Genomic DNA, 21,939 nt, shown 5'->3' on the forward strand with positions numbered 1-21,939 from the left:
CCGGATGCCGGCGAGACGACGGCCCAGCAATACGAAGGCTTCGCCCCGGCGACCGAGTTCGTGCTCGACAAGACGCAGGACGGCTTCGCCTTCGTCGACCGCGCCAAGTTCAAGGCCGGCTTCGCTCACGATGTCTCCGATGCGGATGTCGCCTTCATGCGGGACTCGCAGGTGCCCATCAACCTGTCCGCCTTCGGCACCAAGCTGAAGAACGCCGCCTGGCGGACCAAGCCGAGCTGGGCTGTGATCGCCAGCGAGGACAAGGCCTTCGACCAGGCGATGCTCGACCACATGGCCAAGCGCATCGGCGCCAAGGTCACGAAGGTCTCGGCCAGTCATGCACTCTTCATGACCCAGCCGAAGGTCGTGGCCGATGTGATCGACCAGGCCGCTCGGCAGGCGGCGTCTGCCGCAAAGTAACCGGCCAGCCGCCTTCAGCTGCTCTCAGGGCAGCCCCAAGAAATCAAAAAGGACCGAACGATGACTGACAATGACGCTCCCGGCGATGCTGCGGGCTCCGAACGACGCGCGCGCGAAAATCAGGCTGAACGCCGCGCCCGTCTCCAGTCGACCTACGACTTCGTCATCTGCGGAGCCGGCTCGGCAGGATCGGTAATCGCGCGTCGCCTGGCCGACAACCCAGCCTGCAGCGTTCTGCTAGTCGAGGCCGGACCGGATGACGAGGCAGATTCTGTCCTCAATCCCGCGCTGTGGCCCACCAATCTCGGCTCAAAGCGTGACTGGGGATTCCAGGCTGAGCCAAACCCGCATCTCGACGGCCGAGCTCTCTCGATTTCGATGGGCAAGGGCCTCGGCGGCGGCTCCAGCGTGAACGTCATGGTCTGGGCCCGCGGCCACCGCAGTGATTGGGAGCACTTTGCGGCAGAGACGGGTGACGCCGGCTGGAGCTACCGCTCGGTGCTCGACATCTATCGTCGGATTGAGAACTGGCAGGGCAAGCCGGATCCGAAATACCGGGGCACCACCGGGCCGGTCTGGGTTCAGCCCGCGAAGGATCCAAGCCCCATTGCCAGCGCCTTGCTCGATGCGGCGGAGGGCCTCGGTATTCCTCGCTTCGAGCACCCCAATGGCGCGATGATGGAGGGCGAGGGAGGCGTCGCCTACTCGGACATGCTGGTTCGCGAGGGCAAGCGGCACTCCCTCTACCGGGCATATGTCCGGCCGATTGCCGATCGCCCGAACCTGACAATCCTCACCGAAACCATCGTACGCCGCGTCCTGTTCGACGGGCGTCGTGCCTCCGGCGTGGAGATCGAGCGGGCCGGCACGATCTCGACTATCAAGGCGAACATAGAGGTCGTAATCTCGACTGGCGCGATCAACACGCCCAAGCTGCTGATGTTGTCCGGCGTGGGCGATCGTGACGAACTGCAACGGCTGGGCATACCGGTCGTCCAACATCTTCCCGGTGTCGGCCGCAATCTGCAGGACCACGTCTCGTTCGGATGCACTTGGGAATACCGTGAGCCGATTGCTCCGCGCAACAGTGGCAGTGAGGCGAAACTCTATTGGAAAAGCCGTCCCGACCTCGCCGAACCAGATCTCCTATTCTGCCAGGTGGAATTTCCCGTCCCAAGTGAGCGCACGGCAACGCTGGGGGTGCCGGCCCATGGCTGGACGATGTTCGCCGGACTTGCTCGGCCTTTCAGCCGAGGAAAGATACAACTGAAGTCTGCCGATCCCAGGGTCACGCCCATCGTCGATGCCAACATGCTGTCGGATCCGCGGGACCTGGAGGCGGCTCGTGCATGTGTGAAGCTCAGCCGGGAAATCGGTCGCAGCCATGCCTTCCAACCTTTCGTGATTGGCGAGCGCATCCCCGGAAACGACAAGGCAGTCGACGACCCGTTCATTCGGGACGCAGCGGTGACGTATTGGCATCAATGCGGCACTGCTAAGATGGGGTCAGATGACATGTCGGTGGTGGACGCCAAGCTGGCGGTTCACGGGTTAACAGGCCTTCGGATCGCCGATGGTTCAGTGCTGCCGCGCGTCACGACTGGTAACACCATGGCCCCTTGTGCCGTTATCGGCGAGCGGGCTTCCGACATCTTGCGGCGGCAGTACGAGCTGTAGGCCGGACTTCCTAACCAAACCATGCTGAAGCGCGCTGGCCGCGCTTCAGCCATCACCGCATGGCGCTTGGGAGGCACATCTCTGGGCAGTTCCGTTCGATGGACCGGCCGCGATGCGCCGATTGTGTCAAAAAGGATCCGTGGCAATACTTCGTGTGAAATCGTCCGGCCGAAGCGTAAAATTCGTGTCTGCGCTGACAGCCAGGTCCGTCGTAGAGGGCTTTTCCCGAAGAATTGAAGAACCACTTTCCCCGAGCGCTGGGTGTGCCTCATCCCTGGCCGCATGCGCCTGCGCCAGGACGACACGGCCTCGCTTAACATCCTCGCCCGTCGCGCGTGTATGCATTCGGAGACCCTGCCGTGCCCCAAGTTCCGGGTAATGCTAAGAGGCTTTTGCGTCGATCGACTTTTCAACTTGGCCGGGGAGCAACTGACTTGAAGAATATTGCCTTTGATAAGTTGGACTGCTGAGACCTGCCGGATTAATTCGAGAAGCGGGCTCTGTGGTTGCTAATGAGCTGTCGGATCGATCGCCACTCGGCATCCTCGGCGGATTGCTTCATCAACGTCCAATCATCTATCCTGCTGCCGAAGAGGGGAGGCAGATGAGCGAGTATGATTGGCGCGGCTATATCGACGTAACGGATATCCCGCTGGCGCGCCTGGTGGTCGAAGCGTTCCGGCTCTCGTTGCCCGTTGGCCGAGGCTATGAAGCCCCATTCATGCGAGCGCTTTCGGAGGAAGAAGCATTACAATCAGTCCAATATCACACTAATTGTGCCAGCGTCGACTATATTTACGGCCGCGCGGTTAAGCTGTTGGTTAGATTTGATCACAATACAGGCCGAGCGTACCTACCAGTGGAGTGGCCCTATCATAACTCTGAACAGCTTAGCCGACTGCTTGAACGTGCTGGGCTGCATGACGTTCAACCAGATCTCCTTTATGCCTCCAAGCACTCTCTGGAGAGGGTGAAAGATGAAGAGGATAGCGCACGCAAGCGCGATCTGATTGTTCTTGTTGAACTGGCCGAACGTATGGGTCGAAGCCGTTTTGATCGCGTCCTTGTAGATGCAACTTCGGCTTGGGGCATCGCTGCGATGCCTCATTTACTCTCAGCGGTGCGTCAGGGCTGGGCGCGTACAACCGATTACAAGCTGTTCTCGCTAACAGATGCCGGTCGAACTGTTTGCGCCCAGGCTATCAAGAAAGCGGGCGGCGCCGCCGATTGATCGATCTCAAGATAGGCGGCTGCGGCGCTGGACTCAGCACAAATCGCCGGTACGAGTGACCCCCGCGGTGATGTCTGAGATCGGGCCCACGGGCCGTCGTTGCATCGACTGCTCGCCGGTGGCCCGCAGTTTCAACGTTCGGAAGATGAACGCGAGCACGCGGCTTGAGCCGTTCGCCTACTGGCCGGAGCCCGCGACCGGTTTGGTTCCCGGCTCCCTGGTTGTATCGCCAATGGCAATCGGATCGGCGCACACGATCGCGCCAGCCCGAAGGACCCGATTCGAAACGTGTGTTTTGTATTCTTCCCATGTCCCGATCGGCGCTTGGCACGCTCCGCAACACACGGTCGCCGAAGCGTACAACGAGCTGGGCAGCGAGACGGCAGGCGAGCCACAGAACTGACATTCAAAATCTCGGTGCACGCTCATGCAGACCTCCCTCGCGACGCTTTATACGCGCGATCATGGGATGGGTTCCCACTCGGACTACAGAGCGCAGAACGCGCCACAGATGCTGGCGCTAAAGCGGTGCCGATCCAAATTCCCAAGCACGCGCAGCCATCACGCTCTGGAGGCTTCGCCGGAAGTCAGCTTCTGCAATCCTACTTCGTCGGAGTGGGAGCGGCGTTACCGCCTTCGTTCGCCTCTATGGGCTGATTGCCTTGCCCGCAGGAGTTGTCGAGCACATCTCGGCCTTGGCGACGATGATGCCGGCCGACGCCTACGACCTCATCCGCGAGCAGGCCTTGAAACTGACGGCCAAAGGCAATGGCAAGCTGCTGCTCGCGATTAGAGCGGCTGCCAGCTGCCCGACCGGGGATAAGGAACACGGCCAGCGTAGTTCCGCGCCCCAAGCTGACGATGCGAGGCCAGAAACAAGACGTCTTCGTTTGGAACTCCCTTCGGACCTGCCGGTTCTTCTGAGGTGGCATGATCGAGGATGATGTGCAAAGCGGCTCAGCTGGAACTCCGCGGATATATTATCTGCATCCGACGCTCGGTGGCGGACCTGAGACCTGGGATGGCCATCTCCTACGCGCTCAGCGATTGGGGTTTTCTCATATCCTTTTGGCGTGGCCCTTCTCTGCATCGGACGATCTTTTTCTGACCCATGACATTGATTCAATCGCCGGGCAGCCGGCGTCCGGCGTGCTTGACAGGCTGAACAGCCAATGTCGGGCACACGGCCTGCAGCTCTGGATCGATGTTGCCATTGATCGGGCTGACGGTACGGGCCCCTTCGTCGCACAGCACGAGGACTGGTGGCACGAGGCCGCCGCGGCCAATCTCGATCCTCGCACGATCCATCGCCAGCATGAGCAAACCGTCCGATTTGTCGATGAAGCTGTGCGCCGGGAACTGACTTTGTTTTGGCAGGATCGCTTGCTGCGATGGCAGCGGGCAGGGATCAGCGGTATCCGCTGCCATAACGCGGCCGAGCTCGATCTCGAGTTCTGGCAGGACATCCTCCAGCCGGCGCAGGACGCGCAGGGGTCCTTTGCTGCCTTTGGGTGGATGCCAGGGCGGCCGCGGCCAGACCTGGTCGAGGCTAGCAAGGCTTTCCAATACCTGCCCTCGTCTGTGGCGTGGTGGACGGGCGGTGAACACTGGCTGATGCAAGAGTACAACGATCTTGCGGGAAGCGCGCCATTGATCGGCTTTCCGGAGGACCCGTTCGGCGGACGCATCACCGAGCCGGCCGCCATCAATCTCGATCGTCGGCACAGCCTTGCGGTGAGTGCGGCTGCACTGCTGGCCGACGGGTGGCTCATGCCGATGGGGTTCGAATTCGAAATGGAAGCGCCCTTCATCGAAGCCCGTCGAGAGGATTTTGAGGAAGCCTCCTCGCACAGGACGGACGAACTGCAAGAGCAGATCAGGGCGCTCAACCGGGCTGTCGCGACAAATTCGGCCGCTGCCATCCGGTCTATGCGAGGGCTGGAACTCCGCAGCGATTTCGCTGCGATTGTGCGTGTCGAGGATGAGCGCCCGGCTCGGCTCGTTTTACTCAATCGAGATCCGATCAACGCGTGCGAGCCCGATATGGATCGGCTGGCGGCAAAGGTCGAGGCGAGGCCACAGGGGACGAATGTCGACCGTCGTTTGCCTTCGGCTACGGGCAGTCAAATCGCGCTCTCAAAGACCCGGCCGGTACAGAACGAGACCGTCCTGCCACCGCAGGAGTGGATGGGTCTCCATGCCGACAGGTTGGCTATCGAGGCCGTGACACCAGCGGTCGACAATGGCCGCTTTGCGGCCAAGCGTACGGTTGGTGACGTCGTCGCGGTCGAGGCCGACATCTTCAGCGATGGTCATGACGTGCTTGCGGCCGAGCTGCGCTGGCGCGCCGTCGATGAGAGCGAATGGTCGCGCGCGCCGATGCGCTTGCTGGTCAACGATCGCTGGCGCGGCGAATTTCCGCTGCTGCGGACGGGCCGCCATGTCTTTGCGATCATGGCCTGGTGGAGCGAATTTGGCACATTCCGGCGCGATCTTGGCAAGAAGCACGCGGCCGGCGTGCCGATCGCGCTGGAGCTCCGGGAAGGGCGGCTGATCCTCGAAAAATTTGCCGCAACCGCACCAGCTGCCGACAGGCCGGTCATCGAGCGGCACCTGCAGCAGCTCGTCGGAGCAGACAGCGATCAGGTCGCCAACCTGCTCTCGGACGAGCTCGGGCTCGCAATGGAGCGCGCCGATCCACGGCAACATACCATCAGCTCCGAGATATACCCGGTCGATGCCGATCGCGAGGCCGCCTCGTTTTCAAGCTGGTACGAACTCTTTCCGCGCTCGATCACCGACGATCCCGCGCACCATGGCACGTTTCGAAATGTCATCGGCCGCCTCCCGGCGATCAAGGCGATGGGCTTCGACGTGCTCTATTTCCCGCCGATCCACCCGATAGGCACGACCAATCGCAAGGGCCGAAACAATACGCTGACACCAGCGCCTGATGATCCCGGCAGCCCCTATGCCATCGGCTCGCCGGAAGGCGGCCACGACGCCATCCATCCGGAACTCGGCACGCCAGAGGATTTCCGCGCTCTGGTCGAGGCGGCGGCAAAGCACGGGCTCGAGCTAGCGCTTGACTTCGCGATCCAATGTTCGCCCGACCACCCCTGGCTCCGCGAGCATCCTGACTGGTTCCAATGGCGGCCGGATGGCTCGATGCGTTATGCCGAGAACCCGCCGAAGAAGTATCAGGATATCGTCAATGTCGACTTCTATGGGCCTGGCGCGATTCCCGGCCTCTGGCTGGCCCTGCGCGACGTTGTCCAGCATTGGGTCGATCAGGGCGTTCGCATCTTCCGGGTCGATAATCCGCACACCAAGCCATTCCCGTTCTGGGAATGGCTGATCTCCGATATCCGTTCACGCGATCCGGGCGTCATTTTCCTGTCGGAAGCGTTTACACGACCCAAGGTGATGTATCGCCTCGGCAAAGTCGGCTTCACCCAGTCTTATACTTACTTCACCTGGCGCAACAGCAAAGCTGAGCTGACGGAATATCTGACGCAGCTCAACGAAGCGCCGGTGCGGGACCTGTTTCGGCCGCACTTCTTCGTCAACACCCCCGACATCAATCCGGCTTTTTTGCAGAGCTCAGGGCGGCCGGGCTTTCTGATCCGCGCGGCGCTGGCTGCGACATTGTCCGGCCTGTGGGGGGTCTATTCCGGCTTCGAGCTTTGCGAGGCCGCGGCGATCCCTGGCAAGGAGGAATATCTCGACAGTGAAAAATACGAGATCAAGCCGCGGGATTGGCAGGCGCCGGGCAACATCATCGCGGAGATTACCCGGCTCAACCAGTTGCGGCGCAGCCATCCGGCGCTGCAAAGCCATCTCGGCCTGACCTTCTACAATGCGGCGGACGACAACATTCTGTACTTCGGCAAGCGCGTGGGCAGCGCATCCGAGATCATCCTAGTCGCGATCAATCTCGACCCGTTCGGCGTGCATGGCGCCTCGATCGAGGTTCCGCTCTGGGAATTCGGACTGCCGGATCACGGCACCGTCGCCGTTGACAACCTGATGCGCGGCGCCCGCTTCGACTGGCATGGCAAATGGCAGACGATCCGGCTCGATCCGCAGGACACGCCCTTTGCGATCTGGCGCATCACGCCCGGGAGCAGGTTTCAATGATGGATGCGAGCCTTATTCAGACCGTCGCGGCGGACGCGGCCGATCCGCAATGGTACAAGGATGCGGTGGTCTACCAGCTCCATGTGAAGTCGTTCTTCGACGCGAACGGCGACGGTATCGGCGATTTTCCGGGGCTGATGGCCAAGCTGGACTACATCGTCGAGCTCGGCGCAACCGCCATCTGGCTGCTACCGTTCTACCCTTCGCCCCGCCTCGACGACGGTTACGACATCTCCGAGTACAAGGCCGTCCACCCCGACTATGGCACGGCCGCAGATGTCAGGCGTTTCATTCGCGCGGCCCATGAGCGGGGGCTGCGCGTCATCACCGAACTCGTCATCAACCACACCTCGGACCAGCACCCCTGGTTTCAGCGGGCGCGGCGGGCCAGGCCGGGCTCGGCGCACCGGAACTTTTATGTCTGGTCCGACGACGACAAGCTCTACTCCGGCACGCGCATCATCTTCCTCGACACCGAGCGCTCGAACTGGACCTGGGATCCGGTGGCGAAGGCCTATTTCTGGCACCGCTTCTATTCGCATCAGCCAGACCTCAACTTCGACAACCCTGCCGTTCTCAAAGCGGTCCTGGGGGTGATGAAGTTCTGGCTCGAACTCGGCGTCGACGGCCTTCGTCTCGATGCAGTCCCCTACCTGATCGAGCGCGACGGGACTTCGAACGAGAATCTGCCGGAGACGCACGACATCTTGCGGAAGATCAGGGCCGAGCTCGACGCCACCTTTCCCAACCGCATGCTGCTGGCCGAGGCCAATATGTGGCCGGAAGACACCCAGGCCTATTTTGGCGCCGGCGACGAATGCCACATGGCGTTCCATTTCCCGCTGATGCCGCGGATGTACATGGCGATCGCGCAGGATGATCGCTTTCCGATAACCGACATCATGCGGCAGACACCGGATATTCCGGAGAATTGCCAATGGGCGATCTTCCTGCGCAACCATGACGAGTTGACGCTCGAAATGGTCACGGACAAGGAGCGCGACTATCTCTGGAACTTCTACGCGTCGGACAGGCGCGCACGCATCAATCTCGGAATCCGGCGAAGGCTGGCGCCGCTGCTCGAACGCGACAGGCGCCGGGTCGAGCTGATGACCAATCTACTGTTGTCGATGCCGGGTACGCCAGTGATCTATTACGGCGACGAGCTCGGCATGGGCGACAACATCTTCCTTGGCGATCGCGACGGCGTGCGCACGCCGATGCAGTGGTCGCCGGACCGCAATGGCGGCTTTTCGGTGGCCGATCCCGCCAGCCTCGTGCTGCCGCCGATCATGGACCCGCTCTATGGCTTCAGCGCCGTGAATGTCGAGGCGCAGACCCGCGATCGCCATTCCCTGCTGAACTGGACCAGGCGCATCCTGGCCGTCCGCAAGGAACACAAGGCTTTCGGCCGCGGGACGCTGCGCTTCCTCTATCCGAAGAATCGCAAGGCTTTCGCGTATCTGCGAGAGCATGACGGCGAAACGATACTTTGCGTCTCGAACCTCTCGCGCTCGGCGCAGGCTTTCGAGCTCGACCTGTCGGAGTTTGCCGGCCGCCATCCCGTCGAGATGCTCGGCAATTCGGTCTTTCCTGCCATCGGTCAGCTCACCTATCTGCTGACACTGCCGCCCTACAGCTTCTACTGGTTTCTCCTGGTGGAAGGTGCGCAGGCTCCGTCTTGGCATGCGCAGGCGCCGGAGCCGATGCCCGACTACACGACCTTCGTGCTGCGCGGCGGCCCTGACGAGATGATCACGCCGCAGCACCGGCGCGAATTCGAGACCAATATCCTGCCGCCCTACCTCGCCAAGCGACGCTGGTTCGCGGCCAAGGACCAGAAGCTCGACAGCGCGCGCGTGGCGCTGACGGCGCGCATTGGCCCCAATCGGGAGATGGCGCTCGTTGCGGTCGAGGCGACGCATGGCGGCGGCGGCGAGCGCTATCTTCTGCCGCTCGGCATCAGCTGGGATGAGGAGGTCACCACAGCGCTGCAGCAGCAACTCGCTCTTGCGCGCGTGCGCCGCGGTCGGCGTACCGGATTTCTCACTGATGCCTTCGCATTGCCGGGCTTCATCCACGAACTGCTTCGCCTCCTCAAGGCGGGCGCGGAAGTCAGGAGTGCGTCGGGAGTGGTGTCATTCAAGCCGACAGCGGCGTTTGGCGCCATCGAGATCGTGCCGGAGGATCCAGTGCGGTGGCTTTCGGCCGAACAGTCGAACTCCTCCGTCGTCGTCGATCACAAGGTGATGCTGAAACTGTTCCGGAGGCTCGCGCCTGGCCGCCATCCAGAGGCGGAGATGATGCGCGCGCTGACCGAGCGCGGCTTTGCCAACGCGCCGGCTCAGCTGGGCGAGATTGTCCACGTGCCGGAGGAGGGCGAGGAGGAGGTGCTAGGCGTCGTCCAGGCGTTCATCCCGGGCGAGGGTGATGCCTGGGATTGGGCGGCGTCCTATTTGGGCCGGGTTCTCGACGAACTCTCGCGCGAGGGGGCCGATCTCGCCGACCTGCTTTCGACCTTTGAGAGCTTTGCCGCTATCCTCGGGCGCCGCCTCGGCGAGATGCATGTCGCTCTGTCGCAGCCGACCGACGACGACGCTTTCGCACCGGTTTCGGCCGACGACGCACAGGTCGAGCGCTGGGTGAAGCGGATCGAGGGTCGCGTCCTGACGGCTTGCGAAAATCTCGGCCGGCAGCGTCATCAGTTCGGCGAGGACGAACGGGTCCTGGCCGACAGCGTCCTGTCGCGCCAGAATGCCTTGGTCGCTCTGGTGAAGCGGCTGTGCAAGGCCGGGCGAGGAAGCCTGCTTCATCGTATCCACGGCGACTTTCATCTCGGCCAGACCCTGGTTTCGAGCGGCGACGTCATGATCATCGATTTCGAGGGCGAGCCTTCGCAGCCGCTGGCGGAGCGCCGGGCCAAGGACAGCGGCTGGCGCGATGTCGCCGGCATTCTGCGCTCGTTCGATTATGCGCTCGAGGCAGCACGCCGCAGCCCTGCCGCGGCAAGCCACGACGGCGCATATGCCACCCTTGCGGCCGCGTTCAGGGAGAGAATGCCTCAGGCGCTGTTGCAAGCCTATTCAGAGGCGACCGCCGAACGGCGCGGCGATGGGTCCAAGGATGATAGAGCATTGCTCGATCTGTTCATGGTCGAGAAGGCCGCCTACGAGATCAATTACGAGGTTAGCAACCGGCCCGACTGGCTCGGCGTCCCCTTGCGGGGGTTGACCGACCTCATCGATCGATTGCTGAGCGGGAAAGCTGCGAATGAGTGATCGGAAACTAGAGCGGATGCCGCCGCTGGATCCGGAGATCGCGGCAGCCCTGGCGCGCGGGCAATTTGGTGATCCCTTCGCTGTGCTCGGCCCGCACCCGGGCCCTGACGGAAGGTTCGTGCGCGTGTTCGCGCCCGGCGCCCAGTCCGTCGCGGTGATGCAAGGCGAACAGCGCGAGCGGATCGAACTGGCCAGGCGCGATGCGCCCGGGCTCTTCGAGGGTCCGATCGGGGAAGGCGCCTACCTGCTCGCAATCTCCTGGCCGGGCGGCGAGCAAATCACTGAGGACCCTTATGCCTTCGCCCCTGTGCTAGGAGATTTAGATCTCCATCTGATCGGCGAGGGCCGGCATCAGCGGCTCGCGGATGTGCTCGGCTCCAATCTTGCGATGGTGGACGCCGTGCCCGGCGTGCGCTTCGCTGTCTGGGCTCCCAATGCCAGCCGAGTGTCGGTCATCGGCGGTTTCAACAGCTGGGACGGGCGACGCCATGTCATGCGGCGGCGCGGCGGCAGCGGCATCTGGGAGCTTTTCATACCGCGGCTCGGCAGCGGCGAACTCTACAAATACGAGATCGTCGACCGACACGGCCAAGTCTTGCCGCATAAGGCAGACCCGGTAGCGCGAACGGCCGAGCGCCAGCCGGGCACGGCTTCCGTCGTGCCGCGGCCACCCTCCCATGTCTGGCGCGATGACGCATGGATGAGATCGCGCGCCGCCCGCCATAAGGCGACGTCCCCGATCTCGATCTACGAGTTACACGCTAGCTCATGGGCGCATGCTTCGGACGGAACGACGCTAGACTGGCGCGGTCTGGCGGCTCGACTGGTTCCCTATGCCAAGGAGATGGGCTTCACTCATATCGAGCTCTTGCCCGTGGCAGAGCATCCGTTCACAGGGTCTTGGGGCTATCAGCCGCTCGGCCTCTACGCTCCGACCCGGCGTTTCGGCGATCCGGAGGACTTCGCGATCTTCGTCGACGCCTGCCACCAAGAGGGCATCGGCGTGATCGTCGACTGGGTGCCGGCGCATTTCCCTTCCGACGCGCATGGCCTGGCGCGCTTCGACGGAACCGCGCTCTACGAGCACGAGGATCCCAGCGAGGGGTTCCACAAGGACTGGAACACGCTGATCTACAATTTCGGTCGCCGCGAGGTCGCAGGCTTCCTGATCGGCAGCGCGCTGCACTGGCTCGAGCATTTTCATGTCGACGGCCTGCGGGTCGATGCCGTGGCCTCGATGCTCTACCGCGACTACAGCCGCAATCCCGGCGAATGGCGGCCGAACATCCACGGCGGACGCGAAAATCTCGAGGCCATCGACTTCCTGCGCCATCTCAATGAGGTGGTGGTGGAGCGGCATCCCGGCGCCATCATGATCGCTGAGGAATCGACGGCCTGGCCCGGTGTCACGCGTCCGACCGGCGAGGGCGGCCTCGGCTTCCACTACAAGTGGAACATGGGCTGGATGCACGATACGCTGCACTATCAGGCACGCGATCCGATCCATCGCAGGCACCATCATCATGAGATGACCTTCGGCCTGGTGTATGCCTTCGCCGAGCACTTCGTCCTGCCGCTTTCGCACGACGAGGTGGTGCACGGCAAAGGCTCGCTGCTCGGCAAGATGCCAGGCGACCGCTGGACCAAGCTGGCCGGGCTGCGCGCCTACTTCTCGTTCATGTGGACACACCCGGGCAAGAAGCTGCTGTTCATGGGTGGCGAGATCGCCCAGGAGCGCGAGTGGGACCACGACGGCGAAATCGATTGGGACCTGCTCCAGGATCCCGGCCATGCGGGCATGCAGCGCCTGATCAGGGATCTCAACCGCATTTACCGCGAGCATGCGGCGCTGCACGCCACCGACTCCGACCCGAATGGCTTCCGATGGGTGGTGCAGGACGATCGCGACAACAGTGTCTTCGCTTTTGTCCGCCAGAAGCCTGGCTCTCCGACGGTGCTCGTGGTGGCGAACCTGACACCTGTGCCGCGATCGGGCTACCGACTGGGCGTGCCGGGGGCGGGCACATGGCGCGAGGCGCTCAACAGCGACTCGGCCTTCTACGGCGGCTCCGGAGTGGGGAATGGCGGCGGTGTCCGGGCGATCGATGCAGCCAGTCACGGCTATCCAGCCAGCGTCGATCTCGTATTGCCGCCGCTCGCGACGCTGGTCTTCGTCGCCGAGACCTGAGCCGGTGCGCCCATGAAACGAGAGGCTAGCCATGCTCGATGCCAGTCGTGACATCGCTGCCGCATCCCCAAGCGCGATACCTCGCTTCGGGGCGTGGCGAGAGAAGAACGAAACCGTTTTCCGGATCTGGGCGCCGGCCATCGCAAAACTCTCAATCGAGATCGATGGATCTGCCGGGGTGGCAATGGCTCCGCTCGCCAATGGCTGGCATGAATACCGCGCAGATCTCCCCTTCGGAACGCGCTATCGCTATCTGCTGCCTGACGGCACCGCCATACCTGATCCGGCCTCGCGCCGGCAGGAGGGCGGCGTCCATGGCGAAAGCGTGTTGGTCTCGCCGGACGATCATGTCTGGCGCTGCCCCGACTGGCGCGGCCGGCCCTGGCGGGAGACGATCCTCTACGAGCTGCATGTCGGCCTGCTCGGCGGCTTCGTCGGGGTCGAGCGCGAACTGCCGCGGCTGGCGGAATTGGGCATCACGGCGATCGAACTGATGCCGATCGCCGATTTTCCCGGCAGCCGGAACTGGGGCTATGACGGCGTGCTGCAATTCGCGCCCGCTGCGGCCTACGGCAGCGCGGCAGAGCTCAAAAGCCTGATCGACCGGGCTCATGAGCTCGGCCTCAGCGTTTTTCTCGATGTTGTGTTCAACCATTTCGGTCCTGATGGCTGCTATCTGCACACCCATTCGCCGGAGTTCTTCAAAGCCGGAAGCCAGACGCCCTGGGGGGCTGGCATCGACTTCGATCGGCCCGAGGTTCGCGCCTTCTATCGGGCTTGCGCGGTTCAATGGCTCGACGAGTTCCGCTTCGACGGGCTGAGGTTTGATGCGGTCCACGCCATTCCCTCCGCCGAGTTCCTGCTCGAGCTCGAGCAGGACATTCGCGCGGCACTGCCGCGCGAGCGGCATATTCATCTCGTCGTCGAGAACGAGGACAATGACGCCGATCTACTCGGCGCCTATGACGCGCAATGGAACGACGATTTTCATCACGCCGTCCATGTCCTGCTGACCGGCGAGACGCGAACCTATTATGCGAGCTTCGCGCCGGCGCCTTTGCGCCATCTCGCCCGGATCCTCGAGAGCGGCTTTGCCTTCCAGGGCGAGGTGACGCCGAGCCGGGGGCGGCCGCGCGGGAAGCCGAGCGGCCATCTCGCGCCGAGCCGCTTCGTCAATTGCCTGCAGAACCACGACCAGATCGGGAACCGACTTTTCGGCGAGCGACTGCTCGCTCTGGCGGAGCCTGCCAAGGTCAAGGTCGCAGCAGCGCTGCTGCTGCTCAATCCGCAGATACCGATGCTGTTCATGGGCGAGGAGCACGGCAGCCGCACGCCTTTCTATTACTTCACCGACCACAACGAAGAGTTGGCCCAGGCGGTCCGCGAAGGGCGCAAGCGCGAATTCGCGCATGAGGACCATGGCGGCGACCCGCTTGCGCTCGATCCGAACGCAGCCGACACCTTTGAAGCCTCGCGACCGCAGCCGGGCGACGATGCGTATGATTGGCTCGCACTTTATCGCGAACTGATCGGAGTCCGGCGCCGCCTGATTGTACCCGATCTCGACAATTGCCGCAGCACGGGCGCCGAGCCGCTGGGCGCGCAGGCGCTTAAGGCGATCTGGCGCCTGGGCAGGTGCTCGCTCGTTCTGTTCGCGAATTTCGGCGAGGAGGCTGTCAAAGCACCATCGTCCGCCGGCCGAGCGATCTTCTCGCTTGGCACTGCCGTCCTCGAAGCCGATGCGGTGCAACTCGAGGGTCCGTCGTTCCTGGCTCTTCTGTCCGACTGACGACGCTATCGTTCGGCGATCGCGACGCGGCAGGGCAAATCACCGCCGGCCTCCCCTGGCGCCAAGGCATGACCGGATACTGAGCCGCCGATGAGCGGCGTCCATTCGCCGCCGACCGCCGGCAGTTCGATCATCGTGTCCTGCCACCACGCAGACGGAAGCGTCAGCGCGGGCGAGATCATCGAGGCGCATCGGAGCGGGATAACGACGAGAAGAGCGGCAGACTGCGTCTCGCGCACGAAGGCGACGACATCATTCTGTCGCGTGCCCGTGACCGAGAGCGGACGATAAGGCGCCCCGATAAAGAGATCCGGCTTCGCACGCCTCGCCTGGAGGAGCCGATGCAGCACCTGCTGCTTGAGCCGGCCGTCGCGCCAGCGATGGCGGAGCATGCTCTCGTCAGCTTCGGATGCCAGCGCCTGTATGCGCGCCGCAAAGTCGACCGGCCGGCGATTGTCCGGGTCGACCATGCTCAGATCCCAGAACTCGGTGCCCTGATAGGTATCGGGCACGCCCGGCGCCGTGCATTGCAGGATCAACTGCACGATGCCGTTGAGCGCAGCGGCCGGCGCGATAGTGCCGACATGATCCTCGATCGAACGAAGGAACGTCGCGCTGCGCGAGGGATCGAGCGCCCCACGCAGGAATAGCTCCGCAACCTGCTCATAACTCTCGTTGGGAGAGAGCCATCCGGTCTTCAGCTTTGCTTCGCGCAAGGCCTTGCGCCACCAAGCGCTGAGCCGATCCGCGAATTCGCCGGCCACGGCGGATCCATCAAGTGGCCAGCTGCCAACGAGCATCTGGTAGAGCTGGTATTCATCGCCCCGATCGAGCTCAGCCGGGCGGATGGCATCGTTGAGGGCGAACCAGCCCTCCACCGTTTCTCGCCAGCGCTGCGCATCCTCGCTGATCACGGCGAGGCGCGCGCGGACATCGGCGCCGCGCTTGTGGTCGTGGGTGGCGAGGGCAAGCATTGAGCGCGGCTGGGCCGTGACCCGCTCCCGCATCAGGTCGTGGAATTCCGTGACAGACAGCGCCAGCCGCGCCGCGTCGAAGCCGACGTCGTTGCGCGAGAGCAGGCGCCCATACCGATAGAAGGCGGTATCCTCGACGCTGCGTGCAGCCAATGGCGAGGTCAACTGGTTGAAACGTTGCACGGCCGCAGCGCGAAGGTCGGCCGGAAGCTCGGACTCGCGGCCGGTCATCGCCGCGCCGATGAAGTCGAGGGCGAGATGTTCCGCCTGCGGCTGCGCCCGCGTCGTTTCGAGCGCGTCCTGGAAGAACGGCCCGGGATCTTCGATCCCATCCGCGCCGATCAGATAGGTGCGGTAACTGTGCATGTTGCAGACCAGCGCCGCCGTCGCCCGCCGCATGGCGCCGCGCGGAATGTCGACGTCGCGGCCCGCGGCCGCCGCCAGCGCCATGAGCCTGTCGACGACATATTCAAGCTGCCCCTCGAAGCCGTGTTCGAGGACCTCGCGCCGGGCACTCTGCTCCTCGTCGGAGAAGGCGGCCGGCCGGCCGCTGACCTCGGACCAGAGCGAAGCCAGGGCCGGTTCGGCGCGGCCGTCATGGAGCAGGGCCGCGACCTGGTCCATGAAATCATAGCCGGTGGTGCCGTCAACGCCCCAATCGGCGGGGAGATGCTCGCCGGGCGCCAGGATCTTCTCGACGATTAGCCAGGCAGGGCCTGGCGTCGCCCAGCTCGGACGCCGTGGCGACAAGGTTTCCAGCCGCGCGCGCAGTTTCGCGCAATAGCCCGCAGGATCGGACAGCCCGTCGACATGGTCGATCCGAAGGCCGTCGATCAACCCTTCTTCGTAGAATGCGAAAGCGAGGCGATGAGCCGCCTCGAACGCGTCCGGTTCTTCGATGCGGATACCAGCAAGCTGTGTGACCTCGAAGAAGCGACGCCAGTTCAGTCGGTCGGAGGCGTTGCGCCAGTAGTCGAGATGGTAATGCTGGCGCTCGATCAGGGCACGGAGACTTTCACCGTCCCACTCGGCTTCGGCGCCTCCGGCCGCCCGGATTTCGGCATCGTCTTCCTCGCGTACCGGAAACAGATGCTCGCTATAACGCAAGGCAAAGCCCTGCCGGGACGGGTCGTCGACCAGCGCGATCTTGCCCTGATCGAGTGCATCGCCAAAGGGCTCGCCAAGGAACGGCAGATGGATCCGCCCGGCGAGGACCGGATCGCCCTCATCGAAATCGACGTCAAACCAGGTCGCAAAGACGCTGCCTCGCCCCCGCTTGAGCAGGTCCAGCCACATGGCATTATCATCGCCGCCCACCGCCACATGGTTCGGCACGATATCGAGGATTATGCCGATGCCTTCGCAGCGGAACGCCTCGGCCATCGCGCGAAAACCCTTGGCGCCGCCAAGCTCGGGATTGATCTCGTCGTAGCTAATGACGTCGTAGCCGTGCAGCGAACCGGAACGCGCCGCAAGAATGGGCGACGAATAGACATGGCTGATGCCGAGCTGCCGCAGATAGCCGGCAAGATCGCAAGCCTTCGAAAACGGAAAGTCGCGGTGAAACTGGAGGCGGTAGGTCGAGACCACCGCGTTGAGTTGGTGCAAGGTGATTCTCCCGGCTCGAGCGGCGTCGATGCCCGCGCCTCGTCAACGTTCGAGATCAGCGGCGGTTCGGCCGCTTCCGCAGCGGTCAAAAAATCAGCGGCGGCGGGCGGAACCGCATGCGCATGGCCGCGTTCGCGCATCGGAGGTGCTCCGATGGATATTGCGCCGATCAGGTCGCCCCTCGACATGCAGCGGGTTGAGATGCGGATCGCAGCCCTGGCCGCAGTCGAGAGAGGTGTTGTCGAAGAGCTCGAATATGACGCTTTGCAGGACGCCATCGAGCACTATCGCTGCATCACAGACTGGCCTTCCGCACAGGTAAAGGCAGAGTGGAGCGGACGGGCTGCCATCGAAGTCTAATCGCATCGTCAACCGCCTTTACCAAGCTGACCAAGCCTGCGCGCAACCACCGGATCCTCGAGCAGGTCGGTTGCATTCCCGGCCAGCCGATGTCGCCAGTTCGGCTTCTCAACCGTCGTTCCGGGAACATTCGGCTGCGTCCGAATTCCGAGCGCGTCTTCGACCGGCAGGATCTTCAACGCACAGGGTGTCGCTGCGACATAGCGCACCGCCGCATCCACGACGGGGCCTGTATCGTCAGGCGCCGGCCGATCGCCTTCCGCGATGCCGGCATCACGGAAGGCGCCCCAGAGGATGCCGCGATCCCAGTCGCGAACCGCCTGATGATCGATCTCGCCGTCTGACGGATCGATATCCGAGCCCGCCCACCAACCCGCGGTCGGCACCAAGTCGTGCGTGCTGGTCATCGCGACCGCCTGTGCGTCCCAGTCCTTCGGCGGCACATAGCCATTCTGCGTCCGCTCGAAGCGGAGAACCCGCATCCCGCCGATGCCCTGATCGCTCAGCTGCTCGCGGAAGCCGTAAGGCAAGGTGCCCAGGTCCTCGCCGATCACGATGGCCCGGTGCCGCCAGGACTCGAGCGCGATCAGACGGAACAGCGTCTCGGACGGGAAGCTGACATAGGCGCCCTCGAGCGCGCCGGCGCCTTCCGGGATGAGCCAGAGCCGGCTCATGCCCATCACATGGTCGATGCGGATGCCGCCAACATGGCGCAGGCTCGCCCGCAACGTCTCGATGAAGGGTGCATAGCCGCTCGCCGCCAGCCCAAGCGGGGAGAAGGTGGTCAGCCCCCAGTTCTGGCCATCGATCGCGTAGTAGTCAGGCGGCGCGCCGATCGTAAGGCCGATCAGCACATCGCTTGGCCGGCTCCAGGCATGGCTGCCGGCGCCATCCATGCCGATGGCGAGATCGGCGATGAGGCCGACCTTCATGCCGGCCTCGCGGCAGGCTTGCTGCGCGCTCGCATAGGAGCGGGCGGACAGCCATTGCAGGAAAATCTGGTGATCGATCTCTTCGGCATGGCCGGCAGCGAAAGCGGCGACCTCGGCGCTCGCTGCGTCGCGATAATGCGCCGGCCAGTCGCGCCAGTGCAGGGCCGTCGGGTCGCGTTCGCGCTGAGCGGCATGGAGCAGTTCGAAAACCGCATGGTCCCGCAGCAGGGGCGACGCATCGGCCAGGAAGCGCTCGAAATCCTGGCGTGCCTCGATCGTGTCGGACGAGTTCCTCAGGCTCAGGAACAGCGCCTTCAACAGACGCTGACGCAGGGGCGTCGCCTGCAGCCAATCGATTTCCGACAGGCCCGACAGACGCGCCATCTCCTCGCCCAATCCGCTGCGCGCAACGACGTCGCGGATGTAGGCCTCGGGCAGTGCTGCCGCCGGATCGGCATGGAGCGGGTTGTAGAACAGCCGCGTCGAGGGAGAATAGGGGCTGAACTGCTCGGGCAGCGCGCCATAGAGCGCGTGCACCGGGCTGATCGCAAGGGCATCGGCACCCTTGCCAGCCGCCGCCCGAGCGAGCGCGGCGACCCCGGCAAAATTGCCGATGCCACCATCGAGCCCACTGCGAAGGGAATAGATCTGGGCAGCGAGACCCCAGCCGGCGTGGCCGCCAGCCAGGTCCCCGTACGTCACACAACGGCCCGGGGCAACCGCCACGGTCACATCACCGTCCGCCAGATGAACGATATGGTAGCCTGGCTCCTCGAACGGCGGCAGAATCGTTTCCTCACCACCGCCTGCCTGAGGCGACACCGTGCGCCGCCCGCCCTTTTCGAGTGTCACTTCAATCTCGCCGGTTCCCTTTCGCGCAAACGGCAGCGTGATCGGCAGCCCGACGCGCGAGACGATGAAACGCGACCCGGATCCGGCCTCTCGCATCGAGACGATCTGGAGCGAATCGGCGATGGCCGCACCTGTGTCCGCCGGAAGCCCGATCGCCAGGAGAATGGCGCGCAGACTTGCTGGTGAAACTTGGTGGATGGCGCCGGCCTGATCCGTCCAATCGGAAGCTACCCCTGCTCGGATCGCGAGTTCACGAAGGCTTTCGTCTGTCATCGGTCGCTAAGCCGCCTCGAGTGAGATATGATGAAAAGCCTGTGAGCAACGCCAAATCGCCGCACCGGACCATGCCTGTCGCAACGCAGCAAAGGTACCCGCCGTTCCCCGCTGACGCGATCGAGCCTCAACGCACCTTTGCGGAACTTGGGAGGTCTGTGGCGGTTGTTCGAAGCGTCTGATGCAGCCGGGAGATAGCTTATGAGTCGGGACAAACTCGTGAGGGATACAGCCTATGCCATCTGGGAGGCTGAGGGTCGTCCCGATGGCCGCGACTTCGAGCATTGGCGCCTGGCAGAAGAACGTGTCTCGCGCGGCGAGGCGGAGCAGGGCAAGTCCAAGACTGGGGCTGCTGCGAAGGGACGGAGCAAGAAGGTGTCGGTTAACAAGCCTGCCGCGACGAAAGAACGGTCGAAGAAGGCTGTGTAGTTGAGACTAGGCGGGCCTCCGAGCCCGCAATTCTGTTTTGGTTTCGCCCCGGCGCGCCGCCTGCGAAAAGTGCTTTAGCCTCCGAGCGCCCGGGCATACACCGAAGCGTAGTTGAAGCTCGGACGCCGCCAGTCGAAACGCTTGGACATCGCCTGGTCGCGCATCATCCTGAAGGCTCGTTTCGAGCGGAAGGCATCGAGAGCGCGGCGCACCGCTGCCGATAGACCCGCCCCGCTCAACGATGAGAACAGGAAGCCCGAAACGCCGTCCTCGATCGTGTCGACGAGGCCACCCGTGCGATAGGCGATCGGAAGCGCACCAGCCCGCTGCGCATACATCTGGCTCAGGCCGCAAGGTTCGAACCGGGACGGCATCAGCAGAAAATCGCTGGCAGCGAACAGCCGCCGTGCCTCGGCATCGTCAAAGCCGATCCGCGCTGCGACTGCATGGGGATGGCGCTTTGCCAGATGCGCGACAGCCTCTTCCAGACGCGATTCACCCTGACCCGTGACGACGAGCTGGCCGCCTGCGGCAACGATCGTCGCGGCCGCCTCGATCGACAGATCGATGCCCTTTTGATGGACGAGGCGAGAGATGATCGAAAAGAGCGGGCCTTTCGATTCCGGCAGTGCGAATGCTTTGCGGATCGCAGTCGCATTCCGGCGCTTCCACTGCCGGACCATCTGCTCGGTCGTCGCCCCGCCTCCGATCAGCGTATCCCAGCTGGCGTCGATGCCGTTGACAATGCCGGTCAGATGACCTGCCTCCATCCGGCTTCTGAGCAGCCCGTCGAGACCGCAGCCATGCTCGGGGGTGGTGATCTCTCTCGCATAGGTCTGGCTCACGGTGGTGACGTGAGAGCCGTAGAATATGCCGGCCTTGAGGAATGAAAGCATGCCGTGGAACTCGGCGCCGTCGACGCTGAATGCCTGGTCAGGGATGGCAAGAGCGGCCATCCGTCGAGGCTCGAACAGACCTTGATAGGCGAGATTGTGGATCGTCAGGATCGTCGGCGTCGACACGTCTTTCCAGCGCAGATAGCCGGCGGTGAGCCCGGACGGCCAGTCGTTGATGTGCAGGATGTCGGGTTTCCAGTTGGGATCGGCCTCGCCAGCCGCAATCTCCGCTGCAGCAAGTGAGAGGCGGGCGAACCGGATGTCGTTATCGGCGAATTCGCTGCCGCCGAACGGCCCGTAAGGAGAACCGGAGCGATCATAAAGCTCGTCACAGAGCACGGTGTAGATCGTCAGACCATCGGACGTCGCAAAGCGGCCAAGCGACCAGGGCGGCAGTTCCGCAGTGCCCGGCATCTGGCGCACGACCTCCATCACCGGCCTTGCGCTGCGGACCTGGCGGAAGCCTGGAATCAGGACGCGGACGTCGCAATGGGAGCGCATCTGCCGCGGCAGAGCGGCAGAGACCTCACCCAGGCCTCCGGCCTTGATAAAGTCGCTCATCTCGGACGTCACGAAAAGCAGCTTGGTTGTGCCTGGAAGCGGAGATGGGATGTCCTGCGGGTCGTCCTTGACCGCCTGGGCGTAGTGAAGTGCATGCGCCGATGTCGAGGACGCGGTCCTCGTTTCAGCAAGCTTCAGACTATCGGCCATTACAGGGTTCCCAGACTGCCAACCCGCAACCGGCACGCCGGTCGCTGGTTCCATGATGCAGTGCAAAATTCTCATGCAATCTTGGGGCCGATCTGGAACTGCCGGCCTCCTGCCACGTTCCCCTTGGCGCGACATCGCGTAAGGCGGATTGTCGAGAATTGGCCGTTTGCGCCAGCATCCA

At 63.6% G+C, this 21,939-nt stretch carries 12 protein-coding genes; 9 read left to right on the top strand and 3 right to left on the bottom strand.

Annotation, left to right across the window (positions count from 1 at the left end; all coding sequences use genetic code 11):
* The 7 genes from BMZ21_RS26205 to treZ all read left to right on the top strand — a co-directional run.
* Positions 1 to 420 (top strand): alpha/beta fold hydrolase (locus tag BMZ21_RS26205; protein WP_143079731.1); only part of this gene is annotated, 420 nt, incomplete at its 5' end.
* A gap of 60 nt (positions 421 to 480) precedes the next feature.
* On the top strand, positions 481 to 2,097 hold the full coding sequence (locus BMZ21_RS26210) for a GMC family oxidoreductase (RefSeq protein ID WP_091841806.1): 1,617 nt from the start codon (positions 481 to 483) through the stop codon (positions 2,095 to 2,097).
* 604 nt (positions 2,098 to 2,701) lie between these two features.
* On the top strand, positions 2,702 to 3,328 hold the full coding sequence (locus tag BMZ21_RS30090; protein WP_143079811.1) for a hypothetical protein: 627 nt from the start codon (positions 2,702 to 2,704) through the stop codon (positions 3,326 to 3,328).
* A gap of 930 nt (positions 3,329 to 4,258) precedes the next feature.
* Positions 4,259 to 7,468, top strand: coding sequence for an alpha-1,4-glucan--maltose-1-phosphate maltosyltransferase (locus tag BMZ21_RS26220; protein ID WP_091841810.1), 3,210 nt, complete (start codon positions 4,259 to 4,261; stop codon positions 7,466 to 7,468).
* A 14-nt stretch (positions 7,469 to 7,482) separates the two neighbouring features.
* Positions 7,483 to 10,746 carry a maltose alpha-D-glucosyltransferase gene (gene treS / locus BMZ21_RS26225; RefSeq protein WP_208862382.1) on the top strand — a complete coding sequence of 1,088 codons (3,264 nt, stop codon included), beginning with the start codon at positions 7,483 to 7,485 and terminating at the stop codon, positions 10,744 to 10,746.
* On the top strand, positions 10,739 to 12,934 hold the full coding sequence (glgB, locus tag BMZ21_RS26230; protein ID WP_208862379.1) for a 1,4-alpha-glucan branching protein GlgB: 2,196 nt from the start codon (positions 10,739 to 10,741) through the stop codon (positions 12,932 to 12,934). The genes treS and glgB overlap by 8 nt, the downstream gene beginning before the upstream one ends.
* A gap of 31 nt (positions 12,935 to 12,965) precedes the next feature.
* Entirely contained in the window at positions 12,966 to 14,723 is a 1,758-nt protein-coding gene (gene treZ / locus BMZ21_RS26235; protein WP_091841818.1) for a malto-oligosyltrehalose trehalohydrolase, read from the top strand.
* A gap of 5 nt (positions 14,724 to 14,728) precedes the next feature.
* Here the strand turns inward: treZ and treY are convergent, their stop codons facing one another.
* A complete protein-coding gene (treY, locus tag BMZ21_RS26240; protein ID WP_244544036.1) occupies positions 14,729 to 17,287 on the bottom strand; it encodes a malto-oligosyltrehalose synthase in 2,559 nt (852 codons plus the stop codon).
* Between treY and BMZ21_RS30670 the strand changes: the two genes are divergently transcribed.
* Positions 17,258 to 17,665, top strand: coding sequence for a hypothetical protein (locus tag BMZ21_RS30670; protein ID WP_208862380.1), 408 nt, complete (start codon positions 17,258 to 17,260; stop codon positions 17,663 to 17,665). The genes treY and BMZ21_RS30670 overlap by 30 nt on opposite strands.
* Positions 17,666 to 17,673: 8 nt before the next feature.
* Here BMZ21_RS30670 and malQ read toward each other — a convergent pair whose 3' ends face one another.
* The gene (malQ, locus tag BMZ21_RS26250) at positions 17,674 to 19,722 is read right to left on the bottom strand and encodes a 4-alpha-glucanotransferase (protein WP_091841827.1); all 2,049 of its coding nucleotides are present in this window, start codon (positions 19,720 to 19,722) and stop codon (positions 17,674 to 17,676) included.
* 201 nt (positions 19,723 to 19,923) lie between these two features.
* Here malQ and BMZ21_RS31170 point away from each other — a divergent pair, with 201 nt between their 5' ends.
* Positions 19,924 to 20,151: a DUF2934 domain-containing protein gene (locus tag BMZ21_RS31170; protein WP_091841828.1), complete on the top strand. Its 228-nt coding sequence runs from the start codon at positions 19,924 to 19,926 to the stop codon at positions 20,149 to 20,151.
* A gap of 74 nt (positions 20,152 to 20,225) precedes the next feature.
* On the opposite strand, the gene glgA is transcribed toward BMZ21_RS31170, so the two are convergent.
* Positions 20,226 to 21,812, bottom strand: a complete 1,587-nt coding sequence (glgA, locus tag BMZ21_RS26260) for a glycogen synthase GlgA (RefSeq protein WP_244544021.1) — start codon at positions 21,810 to 21,812, stop codon at positions 20,226 to 20,228.
* Between the last annotated feature and the right edge of the window lie 127 nt (positions 21,813 to 21,939).

This window comes from Allobosea lupini (genome assembly GCF_900109525.1).
Taxonomy (GTDB): Bacteria; Pseudomonadota; Alphaproteobacteria; order Rhizobiales; family Beijerinckiaceae; genus Allobosea; species Allobosea lupini.

What these genes read in the sequence shown, in the direction of transcription:
- BMZ21_RS26210 (WP_091841806.1), top strand. Translation starts at nt 481, where the DNA reads ATGACTGACAATGACGCTCCCGGCGATGCTGCGGGCTCCGAACGACGC.
- BMZ21_RS30090 (WP_143079811.1), top strand. Translation starts at nt 2,702, where the DNA reads ATGAGCGAGTATGATTGGCGCGGCTATATCGACGTAACGGATATCCCG.
- BMZ21_RS26220 (WP_091841810.1), top strand. Translation starts at nt 4,259, where the DNA reads ATGATCGAGGATGATGTGCAAAGCGGCTCAGCTGGAACTCCGCGGATA.
- glgB (WP_208862379.1), top strand. Translation starts at nt 10,739, where the DNA reads ATGAGTGATCGGAAACTAGAGCGGATGCCGCCGCTGGATCCGGAGATC.
- treZ (WP_091841818.1), top strand. Translation starts at nt 12,966, where the DNA reads ATGCTCGATGCCAGTCGTGACATCGCTGCCGCATCCCCAAGCGCGATA.
- malQ (WP_091841827.1), bottom strand. Translation starts at nt 19,722, where the DNA reads ATGACAGACGAAAGCCTTCGTGAACTCGCGATCCGAGCAGGGGTAGCT.
- BMZ21_RS31170 (WP_091841828.1), top strand. Translation starts at nt 19,924, where the DNA reads ATGAGTCGGGACAAACTCGTGAGGGATACAGCCTATGCCATCTGGGAG.
- glgA (WP_244544021.1), bottom strand. Translation starts at nt 21,812, where the DNA reads ATGGAACCAGCGACCGGCGTGCCGGTTGCGGGTTGGCAGTCTGGGAAC.